Raw genomic sequence first — 16,518 nt, 5'->3', positions numbered from 1 at the left:
GCCGGGGCAACAAGTCGACAAGTCGGTTTCGTCGGCGAAAGCTGCTGCGTGCGTAGCCGGTTCGTCCCATCTGCGAAAAACGGGTAGTTCAGCCGATGCGGCAGAGGTCGCGTCTCGGCGATCGTGTTTCACAAGGCGGCCCCCTCGCCGCAACGACGAAGGAGAAATGCCGTGATCGAGTCGATCTCGAACAGCCTACGAAACCTTGCCGTGTCCGGGGTGATCATGACGCTCGCAGTGCTGACTATCTGGAAGTTCCCGATCCCCGGCATTCAGACGTAGGACTCCGGTGCCTCCGAAGCGCCGCAAGCCGCCCGTGGCTGAAGGCCAGCAAGAGTGCAAGAACCGTGCCGGGCACGCTTCCGAGCAACGACATCGAGGACGGCGCCGATGCGGTGACCAAAGTCCCGAAGCCGAAGACAACCAGCAGCGCCATCACGCCGACCACCCACCACGACACTCGCGGCCGGCACGCGATCGCAGCAACGAAGCACAACACGACTGGCGCAGCCAGGACCGGTACGAGCGACATCCCGAAGTGGTCCCACAGGGTCTGATTGCATATGTGTGCCGACATCGTCAATCCAAGCTCGCAGTCGGTGATCTGCATCGGAGTCCATTGCGCGACGGATGCTCCCAGTCCAATATGCACAATCGCGAGCGCAATCCATGCGCCCCTGATCCACATCACTGCCGCCACAGCGCGACCATCACATTCACCAGCAGGATCAGCATGACCGCATACGGGACTGCGACAATCAATTGTTCGACGGTCGTCAGCACTGGACTCCAACTGTTCGGATCGCGGAACTCAGGCGGATCGACCACATTCCACAACATAATGCCGACCAATAGGGCGCAGCACAGCGCAACCGACCCCAACCCCGCTGTGAGATAACGGCGCGCGCGTGGCCATACGTCAGGCAAGTACCACAGATAACTGCCCTTCAGCACCAAGAACGATCCGGGAAGCCAGATGATCGCGGAAAGCAGACCAAGCTGATTCCATTCCACAACCACGCCGCCAACGGTGTCCCACCAGAAGCCGAGCGCGCCTGCGGCGAGCGTGGCACAGAACCACAGCAGAGGCAGAAGTCCGGTGACAGATAAGCCTCGAACCTGAGGCGGCATTGAGACAGACGCATCGGTCATGCGTCCATCATGATGCAGTCGGCTTCACTATTGCGTCTACGGCCATGTACAGCGTCGACGTTTCGCGGTCCAGAATCGACGAGTCGGCAGGCAGTGCTCGCTCGATCGAGATCCCGTTGACGACGGCGTTCAGAAAGTTCACCTGCTGCCCTATATCGCCGTCCACCAGTGCGCCTTCGTCGGCCAGGACGGTCAGCCAGTGCTCCATTCTCCTCAGCCCCTCGGCCGTCATGGCCTGATACGCCGCACGAGTCTTGTCGGTAGGTTCCGACACGATGAACGCGTCGAACACCTTGATCCAAGCCTTCCGCGCTTCGTCCCCCACCTGCGGCGCAACCACCTGTCGTAGGCACGTGACCAGGCGATCGCGAGCCGGGACCGACCTATCGTGGATGATTTCGTCGTCGGGCGTCGCCACGTCGTAGATCGTCTGCAGGACTGCGTCACGCAGCGCGCGCTGCGTCGGAAAATGGTGTCGCAGCGACCCCATGCTGACACCGGCCCGCGACGCGACTGCCCGCACACTGAGCGTCGACGCCGGGTCTTCGCCGATCATCTCGCATGCCGCGATGATCACCTTGGCCCTGGAATCGAGTTCCTTATTCTCTGTCATCGCTCCCATTCCCTCGCGCGAGTGTCTACGCATGCACGGGCTCACCTGAACCAACTCCGAATTAGCACGCCGTGCTAGCACGGTGTGCTAGTGTCGCGCTGTCACTGAAATAGTACAGCGTGCTAGATCGCCGAACAGGAGGGATACAGTGCTCGAACAGCTACGACAACACCGCGCCGCCAGGCGGCTTCGCGCCGGCGACGGTCGACCATTACAGCGCTTTCGGTGGTGGCAACTGCCCGGTCGCGCGCTGTTCTACCTTCGACTCGACGACGCCTATGCGGTGGACGTTCGGCACTGGCAGAACCAGAGCTCGGGCAACGTCACAGCCAACCTCTACCGGAACGGGAGGCAGGTCGCCGCGTCGAAGCTGCCTGCCGCCTTTCCCGTCCGGGGCGGCACGATCCACGTTGCCATGAGCGGCTCCGGAATGAAGCGATGTCACTTCGTCGCCGACGACGGCAGTGAACGTCAACTGAGCCCGGACCTCGCCTCCGCGGAGGGGCGACGCGCACGCCTGGCCCAGAATCACCCGATGACGAGTCGGATGATCGGCGTCGTGTCGGTAGCGATGCTTGTCGTCGGCGTAGCTCTGCTCGTTCTTCAAGTCGCCGAAGCCATTTCGCAGATTCCACCTGTTGCCGACTCTGTCGGCACCTTCACCTCGCCGATCGGTCTGCCGATCTGGCTCAACATCGCACTGGGCCTCGGCGCGGCCGTCGGCAGCATCGAGCGCTCCCTTCGGCTGCGTTACCACTGGCTCCTCGACGCGGTCGGCACCTGACACCACGGACAGAAAGGCAACATCATGAAATCCCGATTGCTTCCGATGGTCGCGGCGGCCGGCCTCCTCGTCGCCGGTTGTTCGGCGACACCGGCTTCGACTCAGGCAGACTCCGAACCTCCTGACCTGCAATGGTCTTCCTGCCCCGACGGCGTCGAGAATCCGGAAACCGGCCCCGCCCGGTTGCAGTGCGCCACGGTGCCCGTCCCGCTGGACTACGACGACCCGGATGGCGAGACGATCGACCTGACGATCTCGCGACTACCGTCGAAGAACCCCGATGCGCGACGCGGCTCGCTCATGCTGAATCCCGGCGGCCCCGGCGGTACCGGGCTCGATCAACCGATCTTTCTGTCGGAGCGAGAAATTCCTCAGGAACTGCTCGATACCTACGACCTCATCGGAATGGACACCCGCGGCATCGGGCACTCCTCACCGATCAGTTGTGGTTTCACGCCCGACGTCGAGTACTACGGCGCCGTCCCGCCGTACGCCTTCGACGAGGCAGCGTTCGACCAGCAGGCGAACACCGCCGAAGAAGTGGCCACGCGGTGTGCAGCCAACGACGACGGACGTACTCAGCATGTGACGACGGCGAACATGGCACGCGACCTCGACCGTATCCGCGCGGCGCTCGGCGACGACAAAGGAAACTTCCTCGGGTACTCGTACGGCACTGCTCTCGGCGCCGCGTACGCGTCGATGTTTCCGGACACGTCCGATCGAATTGTATTGGACAGCAACATAGGTGACACGCATCTCGATCAGGACGGCATGCGTCGTTACGGCCTCGGTATGGAAGACACGTTCCCCGACTTCGCGAAATGGGCCGCCGCACGCAACGATCAGTACGGCCTGGGTAGCACGCCGGAGGAGGTACGCGACACCTATTTCGCCATCGCCGACAAACTCGACCGCACTTCGGTCGAGGGAACCGACGGACGGCTCTTCCGGCTGTCCACGTTCGTCACCCTGTACAACCCGGCGTCGTACGAATCGGCAGCACAGAGCTGGATCGCTTTCCGCGACGGGACACCTGACGACGCACCCCTCGCAGTGGGCGCCGCAGCCTCACAGATGGACAACAACTGGTCTGTCTTTCTCGCGGTGACGTGCAACGACGTCGAGTGGCCGTCGGATCCGGCCGCATACGAGCAGGCCGTCGAGGAAGATCGTCGGAAGAATCCCCTGTTCGGTGCGGCAGCGGCGAACATCATGCCGTGCGCGTACTGGCAGATCGAACAGACCGAGCCTCCCGTCCAGGTCGAGAACGACGGACCGACGAATGTGCTTGTCGCACAACATCAGCGCGACCCGGTCACACCGTTGCGCGGCGGTGAACTGATCCACGAGAAGTTCGGCGACCGCTCCAGGTTCCTCAGCGTCGACGGTAGCGGCCACGGCGTCTACGCCCTCGGCAAGAACACGTGCGCCCAGGACGTCATCACCGACTACCTGGTCGACGGCATCATGCCGGAACAGGACATGACTTGCCCGGCTCCGTAGTCAGCCGCCCAGCGCGACGTCGACGACCAATCCGTGGTGGTCCGAACCTTGAATGACGATGCGTTCCAACGACGTCGGCTGTGCGTCGTGCGTCAGGACGTGGTCGATGCCGATGATCGCCGGAAACGACTTGTCCGTCGGATAGGTCGGCAGGATACCCACGCCCAATTGGTCTGCGGCGTCGGAATATCCGGCGTCGAGCAGTTCTCGGAACTGCTTGTGGGTGTAGGTGGTGTTGAAGTCACCGCTGACGACGACAGGCCGGTCACCAGCCGCAGCGGAGGCCATGGCGTCGCGCAGATCTCGCAGTTCCGACGTCCAGACATCCGGCGGCGTGACGTACGCGGGCCCCGGATGCACCGCAAGAATCTCGAAGGGCATCGAAAACTGAACCTGCGCAGTGAGATTGGTTGGCCCGTAGTAGCCGTCGAGCTCGCGCATATCCGTCAACGGGAAGCGGCTGTAGATGCCTGCGCCACCGCCACCGTTCTCGTCGGGCATCAAGTAGTGGTACGGCAGCAGGTCCTCGAGGCCCTGGTCGCGCAGACGCCCGGCCAGGGTCTCGGTCAATTCCTGCACCGTGAGGACGTCGACAGCCTCGGCGCGAACGGTTTTGATGAGGCTGACGGGATCAGCCGCTCCGAACAGCAGATTCGCCTGCATCACGCGCACCGACGGGCCGTCGACCTCCTGTCCGTTCGCGAGGTACAGCGGACTGATCACAGTTGCACCCAATCCGATCAGTACCGCCGAGATCGCCAACAGGATCCAGCGGCGGAACACCAGGCAGATCAGCGCGGCCACGAGCGTGACCGTCAACAGAAGCGGCACGAACGACGCGAGGGCGATCAGCGGATTGATCGGCCTGTCGGAGAACATCGCGACGACGGCGACCGTGCCCGCTGCAACGCCTGCCAGTCCTGCCAGCTGAGCGACACGGCGCGCAACGACGTTCTCGGTGAACAAGCCCATACGAAACGGTAGCAACTGCGGCTTCGCCGCCGAATCGGTCCCACGTCGGTGCACACCTTCGACGGTGCGGAAGACTCCACCCGCCCCTACCCCCCGGGGGTATCAGCTGCTACGGTCTGACGCATGCGTTCGTTCGGTCAACCCATTCGGCGGGCCGCTCCGGCCGCGCGTGGGCTGATTGTGGCGTTCGTGCTGTTCGGGGTGGTTCTGATGCATTCAGCGCCTCTTGCTGTGGGCGAACACCCCAGCATGCCGATGTTCGCCGACAGTGTGCATCCGGTCGCCTTCGGGGAACACGACTGTTCGACGCCTCATCACATGATGCATCGGTGCGCCGGGACGATCACGACGTGGACGGCGTTGACCTTCTCCACAACGGCGGTTGGTGACGTACCGAGAACCGTTGCTGCCCACAGCCGAACAGGCACCGCACGATCCGAATGGGGTCGCGCCCCGCCGTGGACGCTGTGGACGTTGGACCAGTCCGTTCTCCTGCGAGTGTGACAGGTATTCAGACCGCACTGAAAACCATTCACTCACAGGGAGATCTACAGATGAATACCAAGATTGCACTCGGTGCAGCCGTTGCGGCGGCAGCACTCTTCGTCACTGGATGCAGCAACAGCACGACGGCGGACCACTCGGCGCATCCGTCCACGTCGGTTCAGGCTGCGCCGAGCCACGACGCGACTGCCGTCTACAACGACGCCGACGTCCACTTCGCCACGATGATGTATCCGCATCACGCACAGGCGATCGACATGGCCGAACTTGTACCGGACAGGTCCACGAATGCGGAAGTGATCACGCTGGCGTCGGAGATCGAAGACGCTCAGAAGCCGGAAATGGACCAGCTCGCAGCACTTCTCGCTCAGTGGGGCCAGCCTGCCCCGTCGATGGACATGAGCGGAATGGACGGCATGGAGCACGGGCAGGGCGGCATGATGGTCCCCGACGACATGGGCTCGTTGACGTCGCTGAGCGGACAGGAGTTCGATCGACGATGGCTGACGATGATGATCGAGCACCACATCGGTGCCGTCTCGATGGCTGAAGCGGAGATCGTCGACGGGTCGAACCCGGACGCGATCGCGATGGCTCAGTCGATCGTCGACACACAGAAGGCCGAAATCGAACGGATGCAGCAGCTGCTTGGTTAGCCGAATCCCATCAGCGGGGGTACGGCCCATCGACACACGGTTCGTACCCCACTGCTGGGGGTTCATCTCAGGCGCAGCCGCCCTACTCCGGCGCCTGCTCGTCTTCCTCGGGTTCGAAGGACGATTCCGACGTGTGCCCGACGGCCACTCCTTCGTCGGTGTCCGGGATGGAGCCGTCCTTCCCGAGACCTTCGTCGTCTGTGCGACCTGTGTCAGTAGCCATCGTCGACCTCCTCGTTCTGGGGTTGCGGATGGGTACCTCGCCCACGTCGGGCCGAAACTCGGCAGTCAGGGCCGCGAGTCGTGACGCGGGTGGCCGTGGGTGCGCCGCTTTTCCTTCATCTCCGACTCGAACACGTGACGTTTTCCGTCCTGCAGGGCGTTTCGGATCGCGCGCTCTTCCTCGCGGAACGCCGTCCAGTAGTTGTCGTCGAAATCTTCGACGATCTGGAACGTCCATCGACCGGCGAGAACGTTGCGCCCGATCAGTTCCGTGGTCAGGCGGTCTGCATGTTCGGCGTGCCCGCTGTCCCGCAATTCTTGTACTGCCTCGTCGAGAAGCAGGTCTGCGTGCCCGATCAGCTGGTGCAACTCGTAGAGATGCCCTCGCGCCCGCTCGACGTACTCGAGTGCCTCGGACACCTTCCCGACGGCGGCGATCGTGTCGTCGTCCGCGCCCTCGGGGCGAAGGTGGTCTTTGTCCGGTCCATCTGTCGATTCGCTCACCGCTTCGGAGTTTCCCGCAGTCCATGCGAGCAAACCGCGAGCGAGACCTCTCGACGCATGTGGCTATGGTTGATTCTGATCTACGGCGCCGTCGGGGCGACAGGAAAGGCTTTACTCATGACGATCGACAATGCTCAGCCCGGTTCACTCGTGGTCCTCGTGACCCGGAAGGGTTCGACGACCGTAGTGTCCGTTCGTGGTGTCGTGGACCTGCAGACGGCACCTCAGCTGACCGAGTCCATCGACGCCGCGCTCGCCGAGAACGTGCCGACGACGCTCATCGTCGATCTCACCGACGTGTCCTTCCTGGCCTCTGTCGGAATGACGGTGTTGATCGAGGTCAGTCGACGGGTCGCCGGCACAGCGCACTTCGCGGTGGTGGCCGACGGTCCGACGACCAAGCGGCCGATGACGCTGATGGGGATCGACCAGATGATCACCGTGCACACCGACCTCGACGCGGCCCTGGCTGCAGTTTCGAGCAACGGCGAATAACGGGACGACGACGGGTGGGTGAAGTAGACGTGGCCGGGTATGACGCTTCCATGGTTGTCCACTCACCCATCAGTCCGACCGTCGCGACGTCGACCGCTGCCCCGCTCGAACTGGTGATCGCGGACGTACCTGCCACCCCCAGCCGCGCCGGCGCCGTCAGACATGCCGTCGCTTCGTGGCTCGATGCGGCCGCGATCGATTCCAGTCGACGCCCAGACGTCGAGCTCGCCGTGTACGAAGCGCTGGCCAACACTGTCGAACACGCCTACCGAGACTTCGATGTCCCGGGAACGTTCACCGTTCGGGCCGCGTTCTCGGCGCTCGAACAGACCCTGGAGGTGGCAGTGGTCGACCATGGTCGGTGGCGACCACCCACACCGAATCCCATGCGCGGCAACGGTTTACCGCTTATTTCGGCGGTGACGAGCGTGTCGTCCGTAGCTCCGTCGAGCGAGGGCACGTCCGTCGTGATGCGGTGGGACGCGGCCGCACTCGCCGGAGCCGTGTAGCGGCGAACCCCGGACAGCATCGAAACCGCCCGGTACGTATTCGGTGAGTGCTTTCGCTGAGCGCCGATGCGTGACAACGTGGGGTGTGCGCGTCGACCACGACCCTGGGGGTTTCGATGAACGACAATGCACAGCATCTCCACAGCCAGATCGCCGAACTGGCGCGGTCGATTCACACGTCGGGCGACCCCGACCCTTCCACCGAAGAAGGAATCTTGGACGACGTGACCACGTGGGCGGCGAAATTCATGACGGCCGTCGATCATGCCGGGGTCAGCCTCATCCATCGTCACAACAAGAAGTACGACTTCGAGGCCGTGGCCCCGACCGGTGACATCCCGCGATTCATCGACCAACTGCAGGACAGGTACGACGCCGGCCCGTGCCTCGATGCCATCCGAAGTCACGGCACCGTTCTGGTTCAGGACTTCGGCCAGGAGACCCGCTGGCCGTTGGTGGCCGACGCCATCGTCGACCAAACGCCTGTGCGGTCCAGCCTGTCGATGCTCCTGTACACCGACACGCAGTCGATCGGCGCGCTCAACCTGTACTCCGAGACGCCCGACGCGTTCGATCAGGACACGATCGAGCAGGCCGAGGCTCTGGCAACGCATGTAGCGGTCGGTATCTCTCGCGTCAGACGCGACGAACAGTTCAAGTCGGCCCTCGCGTCGCGCGACATGATCGGGCAAGCCAAGGGAATGATCATGGGACGCTTCAGCATCGATGCACTACAGGCCTTCCGACTCCTCAGCAGGCTCTCCCAGGATCGCAACATCCCGGTCACCGAGATCGCGAAGCAACTCGTCGAGGCGGGCCGCGAGACATGAGGCATCGTTGGTCCGCCACAACCGTCTATCGGCTGCCGCGTGACATCGATGCGCCTCAACCGAGCGCGAACGCCACCAAAAAGCCCGCAGCCGTTGCCATTCCGACCCACCACCCGCCGTCGCGGTAGGCCTCGGGCATCAGCGAGTCCGCGAGGACCGCCAGCGTCGCCCCACCCGCGAATGCCTGCACCGTCGAGATTCCGGTTTCCGGGATGACATCCGACAGCAGATAGCCGACGACGGTCACAACGACCAGGACAGCAGCCGTGATGCTCCACAGTCCGAGCGCGCGAGAGTGGCTGAAGCCATGCTGATCCCTCATCAACGCTGCTCCGCCGACCGCTTCGGGCACGTTGCCCACCGCGACCGCGACCAGCAGCACGATTCCCCCGCCGCTGGTGAGCGACACCCCGAGCGCGGTGTTCTCGGGTACACCGTCGAGCACCGTGCCCAGCATCAGCGCCCACCCGATCGCCGCAGGGCCGAGTTTGTTCTCGATCAGATGATTGGCGACGACGTACACGCCCGCGCCGAGGAACAACGCTCCCCCGGCGATCAGGATGCCGGCCTGCTCGAAGGCAGGCGCGAACAGTTCCGACGACACCGCGGCGATCATCGTGCCTGCACCGAACGCCATCATCGCCGCCAGCACGGGTTTGGGTAGCGACCACCGCAAACCCACTGCCGCGCCGACGACCAGGGGCAGGGCGGTACCCACTCCGTACAGGGCAGCTCCGAACGCGTTCATCGTCGACGTATCGCCGCAATAATGCCTGCTCAAACGAAACGTGCTGCCGCCCAAGCGAAAACGGACATTCCGGCCATTCCTCGAGACGCTGCTGCCGCGGCGACGTCAGTCCTCGTCGTCCTCACGCAGGTCCCGCAGACCTCTGGCTACCCGCAAGCCGACGACCAGCGACAGCAGACACCACACCACGAGAATCCCGACGACCCACCAGACCATTCAGTCAGTGTGACAGAAAAACTCTCCATTATCGGTATCGGAGATGGTTTTCCGGCGTGAAAACATGTGGGTTCGCGCCGTGGGCGTCGTGGTAGTCGGTTTGGTGTTGGATGGACCTACGCAGCCGACCGATGTGAACGGATGACCCATGCGCGACCCAACGGACGACCCGGCAATACTGCGGGCTCTCCTCGAGTTCTCACCGGACATGCTCGCGTTGTCCGAGTTCTCCGGCCGCGTCGTGTACGTCAACCCGGCTGGCCTCGCGCTGGTCGGCCTGACCGAGCTACCGGAGTACCCGCACCTCACCACGTCGGAGTTCTTCACCCCCCGCGGCCTCGAGGTGTCGTCGCAGGTCGAGAACGGTCTGAGCACGATCGGCTTCTGGCAGGGCAGGAGCGAGCTGCGTCATCACGTGACCGGGACGGGCATTCCCGTCGTCGTCACGACATTCGTCGTTCGCCGCGACGGCGGCAAGCCCGACCTCATCGCATCGATGATCCGCGACCGGACCGAGGGCGCTCGACGCGATCGCGAACTCGAGGCATCCGTCATCGCGGCGCGTCGTAGCGCGGCAGAAAAGCACGCACTCGCCGATCTCGGTCGGCTGGCGGTGTCGGCCGAGCTCCCCGAGTTGCTCGACGCGGCCGCGGCAGCCGCGTCGACGCTCATGGGTGTCGAGTCCGCGGCCATCGCACGGCATGAACACCCCTCGGACGACTTTCTGCGCATCGACGCCGTGACGCGCGCGATGGGCGACAACCCCGTCGTCCCGTCGGGAGACAGATCGTTAGCCGGGTACGCGATCGAGCACAACGCGGCGACCGTCTGCACCGACACCGGTTCCGAGTCACGCTTCGACACCGCCGCCATGGCAACACTGGGCCTCCACAGCGGCGTCGCGATCCCCGTTCCGATCGCGAGTTCCAACCCGTGGGGCGCCCTGTCGATCTACAGCACCGGGACCCGCGACTACAGCGACCAGGAGGTCGAATTCCTCACCGCCATCACCAGCGTGCTGTCCACCGCGCTCAAACGGATCGATCTCGACAACGAACTCCGCATACGCTCCATGCACGACTCTCTCACCGGACTTCCGAACCGAGCTTTGGCCTACGAGATCATCGACGACGCATTGGCACGGGCGAGTGAGGAATCGACTTCCGCCGCATTGCTGCTGCTCGACATCGACGATTTCAAGGTCATCAACGACAGCCTCGGTCACGACGCGGGTGATCGTGCGCTGGTTCGGTTCGCGCACCGCCTGTCCGCCACGGTTCGAGCCGAGGACACCGTTGCCCGACTCGGCGGCGACGAATTCTTGATCATCTGTGAACGCGTCGACGACATCACGCACGCGGAAAAGCTTGCGCACCATATCTCGACGTCGATCGCCACACCGAAAGCAATGGACGAAGCGCCCGTCCCGTTGAGCGGGAGCATCGGCATCGCCGTCTCGAAGCCGTCGTCGACGCGGAGACAGCTCGTGCATCAGGCGGATCTGGCGATGTATCGCGCGAAGGACAGTGGTGGCGGGTACGCCGTGTTCGACACCGGCGATCTGTACGACGCCGATCGCGTCCGGTCGTTGTCGGTCGATCTCCGAAATGCACTCGCACACAACCAGTTGCATCTCGTGTACCAACCGTTGGTCGACATCGCGACCGGCACGTTGGTCGCCGTCGAGGCGTTGGCCCGATGGGAGCACCCGGTACACGGACTCGTGGAGCCGAGCGAGTTCGTTCCGGTCGCCGAAAGGACCGGTCTGGCAACGGCACTCGGATCCTGGGCGCTGCGGGCCGCCTGCGCTCAGGCGGCGAAGTGGCGACGTTTCTCCGACGTCGAGATGCGCGTGAATGTCAGTGCGCTGCAACTCCGTAACACCGCTTTTCCGGGCGAGGTGGCGGCGGTACTCGACGAAACAGGCCTGCCACCGGACGCACTCGGTCTCGAAATCACCGAGACCGTCTGGGTGGCTGATACCGCACGGGTTGCCGACACGATCGCCGCGCTACATTCGATGGGGGTGGCGCTGCTGCTCGACGACCTCGGGAAGGGCCACAGCTCCATCTCCTACCTGGACCGCTATCCGATGTTCGAGTGCTTCAAGATCGACAAGTCCTTCATCGCGAAGCTCCCCACACCGCGCGCCACCGCGGTCGTGACGGCCATCGTCGCGCTCGCCAAGGCGTTCGGCGTGACCGTCGTCGGCGAAGGCGTCGAGACCCGGGAGCAGCTCGACGCACTGGCCGCGACCGGCTGCGACCTCGCGCAGGGGTACCTCTTCGGCCGGCCCATGAGTGCGGACGATCTGACGGCGACCCTTCCGCGCAGATAAAGGTGGGTTAGCCACGCCCCAGCCGGGTAAGGACAGAAACGGGCGGGGGTAGCAGAAGGAGACAAGGTGCCCGACGCAAGTGTGGCCGAGTCGCGGATCGTGGAGATCAGCGAACGTTGCCTGACAGAAGTAGGTGTCGACGGTGTGGCCGTCGCAGTTCTGACCGACGACGCCGCCAACCGTGACCTTCTCCACGCCACGAGCGACGACGCCGCTCGGATCGACGAGCTGCAGTTCACCACCGGTGAAGGCCCGTGTTTGCGCGCGTTCGTTCGCGGCGAACCCGAGCTGCACGCGAACATCCAGGACGATGCGGCGTCATGGCCTACGTTCGCGTCGGAACTCGTCGGCGAACTGGGTGTGAACGCCGTCTTCGCCTTTCCCCTTCTCGACGGTGGCGCGAAGCTCGGTGTGCTCGAGATGTACCGTCGGGAATCACGCCCGTTGACGGCGGAACAGTATGCGGCCGCCGAGCGTGCGGCAGCAGCGTTGGGAATGGCTGCGGTCGTCGAACTGGTCTCGTACGCAAGCACTCTCGAGAAGGGGACCATCGAGCAACATCAGGGCCCGTTCGCCCCGGAACGAGCCGACGTCAACATCGCCGTAGGAATTCTGTCGGCGACGCTCCGCGTGGCACCGGAGGAAGCGTCGGCGCGGCTGCGGGCACGGGCGTTCGCCGAATCGAAGTCGATCTCGTCTCTCGCTCACGACATCGTGCACAACCGCAGTTCACTCGACGACGACTCGCGGAGCGCGTGATGTTCTTCCTTTTCGGCTACGGCGCCAAGCAGAAGCATCTCGGGCCCGGCCAGGTGCGCACGTGCCCGCGGTGTCACAACACGACCCAGTGGTCCCGAATCAAGCAGTTCAAACAGTTCACGGTCTTCTTCATCCCGCTCGCGCGGTGGAGTCGGTCGCAGTTCGAGCAGTGCGGGATCTGCGGAACGGCCGTGGAGGTCTGACGGGTCGGCGGCTGAACGACATGTCCCAGTTGTGGTCCTCCGATCAGGGATCCCGGACGGCAGCGGGACAAGTGGGACATTACGTCCGCCGCTTCCGAGAGTTTCTTCTCCGACGGACGACCTCCACGAATTCACGGGCAACTTTCTCCGGGTCGGACAACACGTCGAACGCCGAGTACCGCAGCACCAACCAACCCTCGAGCACCAGATAGTTCTGTCGCCGCCGATCCTTGCTGAACACCTCTGGCGCGCTGTGGAACTCGCGTCCGTCCACCTCGACGATCACCATCGCCCATTCGTCCACCAAATCGCATACATAATCGCCCACCCGGTAGTTGACACGCATCCGCAGACCCAGAACGATCAGCGTCCTGCCGAGAACACGCTCGGGTTCGGAAGCGAAACCGATTGACGCAGTGGCGATCAGCCCTGACGCGCGCTTGTTTCCTCGCAGGTTCGGGGTGCGTCCGATGAGTGACGTCACTTGGTCTCTGTCGACGTCGGTCGTCAAGCGCTGGTCGACCAGCCGGGCAGCATCCTGCAGCGTCATGACCGCGACACAGTCGATCAACGTTCTCGGTTCGATGGGCACAGGTAGTCCCCCGTGTACGACGCGTTCACCGGCCGGAAGGGTGCGCCGGTACATCGTGATCCAGCTGGGGAGCCGGGGTTTCAATCCAGGACCCAGACTTATCTCGAAGACTGCCGGTTCTTCGATCCAGCCGTAGAGCCACGCTGCAGTCCGATGGCTGAGCAGTGCGGTTGGCTGCCACAGTGTGATCGCGTAGCAGCGGGCCATCGCCGACGGTTCCTCACTGCAGTAGATCTCCGGCAGAACACGTACGTAGCGACGCGCAATCGAGCTGCTCGACATTCCCAGATCGAGAAGTTGGCGCCTGGTGACTATTCCGTATGGATGCACAGTGAACGAGCATCGGGTAGCCGCGCACACGAACACGGTTGTCGACCTGGGATTTCAAATTGCGCTGTGGAGAAACGAATCCTGTGGATAGCGGGCGTGATGTCCCACTTGCGGCCGCCGCGTCAGGGATCCCGGACGATACCGGCACAAGTGGGACACCGGCCCCTCAATCCCTGTTCTGATAGACGTCCGGAATTCCGTCGTGGTCGTCGTCCCGGGTCTCCAGGGTCTCGATGTCGCGGTACGCCTTGTTTCGGGTGCGCAGGATGACGGACGCAAGTGTTGCCGCGATCAGGGAACCTGCGAGAACCCCGACCTTGACGTGGTCGTCGCGTTCGCTACCAGCCCCGAAGGCGAGGTCTCCGATCAGTAGTGAGACGGTGAACCCGATGCCCGCCAGCATTGCGACTCCCAGCACGTCGAGCCATTTGAGCCCCGCGTCGAGGGTCGCTTTGGTGAAGCGCGACACCAGGTAGGTGGTGCCGAAGATGCCGATCGTCTTGCCCACGACCAGCCCGGCGATGATGCCGATCGCGATCGGATCGGTCAGTGCGCTCGCCAGCCCGGTCAGACCGCCGACGGTGACTCCGGCTGCGCAGAACGCGAACAGCGGTACGGCGACGCCCGCCGAGATCGGGCGGATCTTGTGCTCGAAGTGCTCCGCCAGGCCGGGTCCCGCCTCGGGCCCACCGGCTGCTCTACTGCGAACCACCGGCACCGTGAACCCCAACAACACCCCGGCGACGGTGGCATGGACGCCGGATTCGTGCATCAACACCCACGTCACCACGGCGAGCGGGATGAGAATCCACCACGACCGAATCCGCTTCTGCACGGCAAGTGCGAAGAGCGCCAACGGAATCAGCGTCAGCCCGAGAGCGACGAAGTTCAGGTCGTCGGTATAGAAGACCGCGATCACCGTGACCGCCAGCAGGTCATCGACCACCGCCAGCGTCAACAGAAACGTGCGCAGAGCCGCAGGTAGGTGCGTGCTGATGACAGCCAACACGGCGACCGCGAATGCGATGTCTGTCGCCGTCGGTATCGCCCAACCCAAGAGCGCGCCGTCACCGGTCCGCAGATTGACGAGCACGAAGATCAGCGCCGGCACGGCCATACCGCCGACGGCTGCAGCGATCGGCAGCGCGGCCCGGGAGCGGTCGCGCAAGTCCCCGGCGACGAATTCTCGCTTCAACTCGAGGCCGACCACGAAGAAGAAGATGGCCAGCAGCCCGTCGGCCGCCCACGTCGACAGCGTCAGGTCCAAATGCAGCGCCGACGGCCCGACGCGAGTGTTCATCAACGAGTGATAGGAATCGGACCAGCCCGAGTTGGCCCAGACCAGTGCGACGACCGTCGCGACCAACAACAGTGCGCCGCCGACGGTTTCCTTGCGCAGAATCCGTGCGATGCGGTCGGTTTCGGGCCAGGAGCCGCGGGAGAACAATGGCATCCGGGGTTCGGTCATCAGTCTCGTCGTGCCTTTCGTGCATCGATGGTTGACGCCACACACGAACGTGAAGACCGAAAGTGCGCAGCGCGAAATTGTTGCCGACCAGACTTCCCGGCGCACCGATATGTCAGTCTACGCATCGCTGACGGCACCTACCGAGGCGGGAGGGGATACGGCAACTTCCGAGCTAGTGGCCGACGCGGTCGCCGAGGGCGCGAATTCTTTCTGCGATGTCGTCGCGAATCAGACGCCACAGTCGCCTACACAGGGGCTGCGAACCCCACTGATGTCCCAGTTGCCGCGTTCACATCAGGGATCCCGGCCGGCAGAAGCAGAAGTGGGACATCACTCCCGCCGCCGTCGCGAGTTTCGTCTCCGCCGGACTACCTCCACAATCTGGCGCGCGGTTTTCTCGGGGTCGGACAGGACATCGAATGCCGAGTACCGCAGCACCAGCCAACCGCAGAGCACCAGTTCGTTCTGCCGACGGCGATGCCGGCTGAAAACGTCGGGCGCGCTGCGGAATTGGCGCCCGTCCACCTCGACGATCACCATGGCCCACTCGTCGACAAGATCGCACAGGTACGAGCCCACCCAGTAGTTGATGCGCAGCGGAAGGCCGAGGGCAATCAGCGTTCGGCCGAGGGGTTGCCACAGCGTGATCGCGTAGCAACGCGCGATCGTCGAAGGTTCTTCGGTGCAGTAGACCTCGGGTAGAACTCGCACGTAGCGACGGGCTATCGAACTGCTGGGTATCGGCCAACGCCAGGAGTTCTGGTCGGGTGACGATTCCGTATGCGTGCACTGGAGGAGCATCGGGGCACCGACCGCCGTGGACGTCACGCCGACCTGGGGTTTCGGTGTGGTCTGTGGATAGAGCCGATCATGGGGAGTGGGAGTGATGTCCCAGTTGCCCGCCGTCGATCAGGGATCCCGGATGGCGGGCGCGCAACTGGGACACCACTACCGACAAACCGCTAAGTCCGCTCTTGCAACACCCGGACTCGACGGAACTGCCTGCACAGCGGGGCATCTCGACCCTATGCCCGCCGAGACCTTGGCCACCGTGCCCATTGCCTTCGACCCTCGACAGCACTGGGCCTTCGTCCCCAATCCCTCTGTGTGCGTACAT

At 63.8% G+C, this 16,518-nt stretch carries 20 protein-coding genes; 11 read left to right on the top strand and 9 right to left on the bottom strand.

The genetic code is table 11. The annotated features are described in order from the left end of the window. The first annotated feature begins 347 nt into the window (after positions 1 to 347). Positions 348 to 557 (top strand): hypothetical protein, encoded by a 210-nt coding sequence (locus HQ354_RS11720; RefSeq protein ID WP_068425697.1) that lies wholly within the window; start codon positions 348 to 350, stop codon positions 555 to 557. A gap of 130 nt (positions 558 to 687) precedes the next feature. Here the strand turns inward: HQ354_RS11720 and HQ354_RS11715 are convergent, their stop codons facing one another. Both HQ354_RS11715 and HQ354_RS11710 read right to left on the bottom strand, forming a co-directional pair. Next, a complete protein-coding gene (locus HQ354_RS11715; protein WP_157105294.1) occupies positions 688 to 1,152 on the bottom strand; it encodes a hypothetical protein in 465 nt (154 codons plus the stop codon). A 7-nt stretch (positions 1,153 to 1,159) separates the two neighbouring features. Beyond that, complete coding sequence (locus tag HQ354_RS11710; protein WP_068426256.1) at positions 1,160 to 1,765, bottom strand: TetR/AcrR family transcriptional regulator; 606 nt, start codon at positions 1,763 to 1,765, stop codon at positions 1,160 to 1,162. A gap of 148 nt (positions 1,766 to 1,913) precedes the next feature. On the opposite strand from HQ354_RS11710, the gene HQ354_RS11705 reads away from it, so the two are divergent. Further along, the gene (locus HQ354_RS11705; RefSeq protein ID WP_068425703.1) at positions 1,914 to 2,549 is read left to right on the top strand and encodes a hypothetical protein; all 636 of its coding nucleotides are present in this window, start codon (positions 1,914 to 1,916) and stop codon (positions 2,547 to 2,549) included. 24 nt (positions 2,550 to 2,573) lie between these two features. Further along, positions 2,574 to 4,055: an alpha/beta hydrolase gene (locus HQ354_RS11700; RefSeq protein ID WP_068425708.1), complete on the top strand. Its 1,482-nt coding sequence runs from the start codon at positions 2,574 to 2,576 to the stop codon at positions 4,053 to 4,055. On the opposite strand, the gene HQ354_RS11695 is transcribed toward HQ354_RS11700, so the two are convergent. After that, positions 4,056 to 5,027 carry an endonuclease/exonuclease/phosphatase family protein gene (locus tag HQ354_RS11695; RefSeq protein WP_068426262.1) on the bottom strand — a complete coding sequence of 324 codons (972 nt, stop codon included), beginning with the start codon at positions 5,025 to 5,027 and terminating at the stop codon, positions 4,056 to 4,058. A gap of 123 nt (positions 5,028 to 5,150) precedes the next feature. Between HQ354_RS11695 and HQ354_RS11690 the strand changes: the two genes are divergently transcribed. Together HQ354_RS11690 and HQ354_RS11685 are read left to right on the top strand one after the other, a co-directional pair. Next, complete coding sequence (locus tag HQ354_RS11690; RefSeq protein WP_068425711.1) at positions 5,151 to 5,531, top strand: DUF6153 family protein; 381 nt, start codon at positions 5,151 to 5,153, stop codon at positions 5,529 to 5,531. Positions 5,532 to 5,581: 50 nt separating this feature from the next. Next, positions 5,582 to 6,187: a DUF305 domain-containing protein gene (locus HQ354_RS11685; protein ID WP_167675268.1), complete on the top strand. Its 606-nt coding sequence runs from the start codon at positions 5,582 to 5,584 to the stop codon at positions 6,185 to 6,187. A gap of 82 nt (positions 6,188 to 6,269) precedes the next feature. Here the strand turns inward: HQ354_RS11685 and HQ354_RS11680 are convergent, their stop codons facing one another. Further along, positions 6,270 to 6,410, bottom strand: a complete 141-nt coding sequence (locus HQ354_RS11680; RefSeq protein ID WP_165839503.1) for a hypothetical protein — start codon at positions 6,408 to 6,410, stop codon at positions 6,270 to 6,272. A 65-nt stretch (positions 6,411 to 6,475) separates the two neighbouring features. Next, positions 6,476 to 6,913 (bottom strand): hypothetical protein, encoded by a 438-nt coding sequence (locus HQ354_RS11675; protein ID WP_068426267.1) that lies wholly within the window; start codon positions 6,911 to 6,913, stop codon positions 6,476 to 6,478. A 117-nt stretch (positions 6,914 to 7,030) separates the two neighbouring features. Between HQ354_RS11675 and HQ354_RS11670 the strand changes: the two genes are divergently transcribed. The 3 genes from HQ354_RS11670 to HQ354_RS11660 all read left to right on the top strand — a co-directional run bounded on the left by HQ354_RS11670 (position 7,031) and on the right by HQ354_RS11660 (position 8,747). Further along, complete coding sequence (locus HQ354_RS11670; protein WP_222634700.1) at positions 7,031 to 7,408, top strand: STAS domain-containing protein; 378 nt, start codon at positions 7,031 to 7,033, stop codon at positions 7,406 to 7,408. A gap of 50 nt (positions 7,409 to 7,458) precedes the next feature. Next, positions 7,459 to 7,917, top strand: a complete 459-nt coding sequence (locus tag HQ354_RS11665) for an ATP-binding protein (protein ID WP_167675270.1) — start codon at positions 7,459 to 7,461, stop codon at positions 7,915 to 7,917. A gap of 116 nt (positions 7,918 to 8,033) precedes the next feature. Next, positions 8,034 to 8,747 carry a GAF and ANTAR domain-containing protein gene (locus HQ354_RS11660; RefSeq protein WP_222634699.1) on the top strand — a complete coding sequence of 238 codons (714 nt, stop codon included), beginning with the start codon at positions 8,034 to 8,036 and terminating at the stop codon, positions 8,745 to 8,747. Positions 8,748 to 8,802: 55 nt separating this feature from the next. Here the strand turns inward: HQ354_RS11660 and HQ354_RS11655 are convergent, their stop codons facing one another. After that, positions 8,803 to 9,495, bottom strand: a complete 693-nt coding sequence (locus HQ354_RS11655; protein WP_167675274.1) for a ZIP family metal transporter — start codon at positions 9,493 to 9,495, stop codon at positions 8,803 to 8,805. A gap of 364 nt (positions 9,496 to 9,859) precedes the next feature. On the opposite strand from HQ354_RS11655, the gene HQ354_RS11650 reads away from it, so the two are divergent. The 3 genes from HQ354_RS11650 (at position 9,860) to HQ354_RS11640 (ending at position 13,011) form a co-directional block, all read left to right on the top strand. Further along, positions 9,860 to 12,049 (top strand): EAL domain-containing protein, encoded by a 2,190-nt coding sequence (locus HQ354_RS11650; protein ID WP_167675276.1) that lies wholly within the window; start codon positions 9,860 to 9,862, stop codon positions 12,047 to 12,049. Positions 12,050 to 12,115: 66 nt separating this feature from the next. Further along, positions 12,116 to 12,808, top strand: a complete 693-nt coding sequence (locus tag HQ354_RS11645; RefSeq protein ID WP_167675278.1) for a GAF and ANTAR domain-containing protein — start codon at positions 12,116 to 12,118, stop codon at positions 12,806 to 12,808. Further along, on the top strand, positions 12,808 to 13,011 hold the full coding sequence (locus HQ354_RS11640; protein WP_167675280.1) for a zinc-ribbon domain-containing protein: 204 nt from the start codon (positions 12,808 to 12,810) through the stop codon (positions 13,009 to 13,011). The genes HQ354_RS11645 and HQ354_RS11640 overlap by 1 nt, the downstream gene beginning before the upstream one ends. 79 nt (positions 13,012 to 13,090) lie before the next feature. On the opposite strand, the gene HQ354_RS11635 is transcribed toward HQ354_RS11640, so the two are convergent. The 3 genes from HQ354_RS11635 to HQ354_RS11625 form a co-directional block, all read right to left on the bottom strand. Next, entirely contained in the window at positions 13,091 to 13,885 is a 795-nt protein-coding gene (locus HQ354_RS11635) for a DUF559 domain-containing protein (RefSeq protein ID WP_167675282.1), read from the bottom strand. Positions 13,886 to 14,099: 214 nt separating this feature from the next. Then, positions 14,100 to 15,401 carry a Na+/H+ antiporter NhaA gene (nhaA, locus tag HQ354_RS11630; protein WP_222634698.1) on the bottom strand — a complete coding sequence of 434 codons (1,302 nt, stop codon included), beginning with the start codon at positions 15,399 to 15,401 and terminating at the stop codon, positions 14,100 to 14,102. A 330-nt stretch (positions 15,402 to 15,731) separates the two neighbouring features. Continuing rightward, complete coding sequence (locus HQ354_RS11625) at positions 15,732 to 16,112, bottom strand: endonuclease domain-containing protein (protein ID WP_068425730.1); 381 nt, start codon at positions 16,110 to 16,112, stop codon at positions 15,732 to 15,734. Positions 16,113 to 16,518 lie beyond the last annotated feature (406 nt).

Origin of the sequence: Rhodococcus sp. BP-261 (assembly GCF_019835205.1) — a bacterium.
Taxonomy (GTDB): Bacteria; Actinomycetota; Actinomycetes; order Mycobacteriales; family Mycobacteriaceae; genus Rhodococcoides; species Rhodococcoides kyotonensis_B.
The sequence above is the reverse complement of the archived record's forward strand: the minus strand, read 5'-3'. Positions and strand labels throughout refer to the sequence as shown.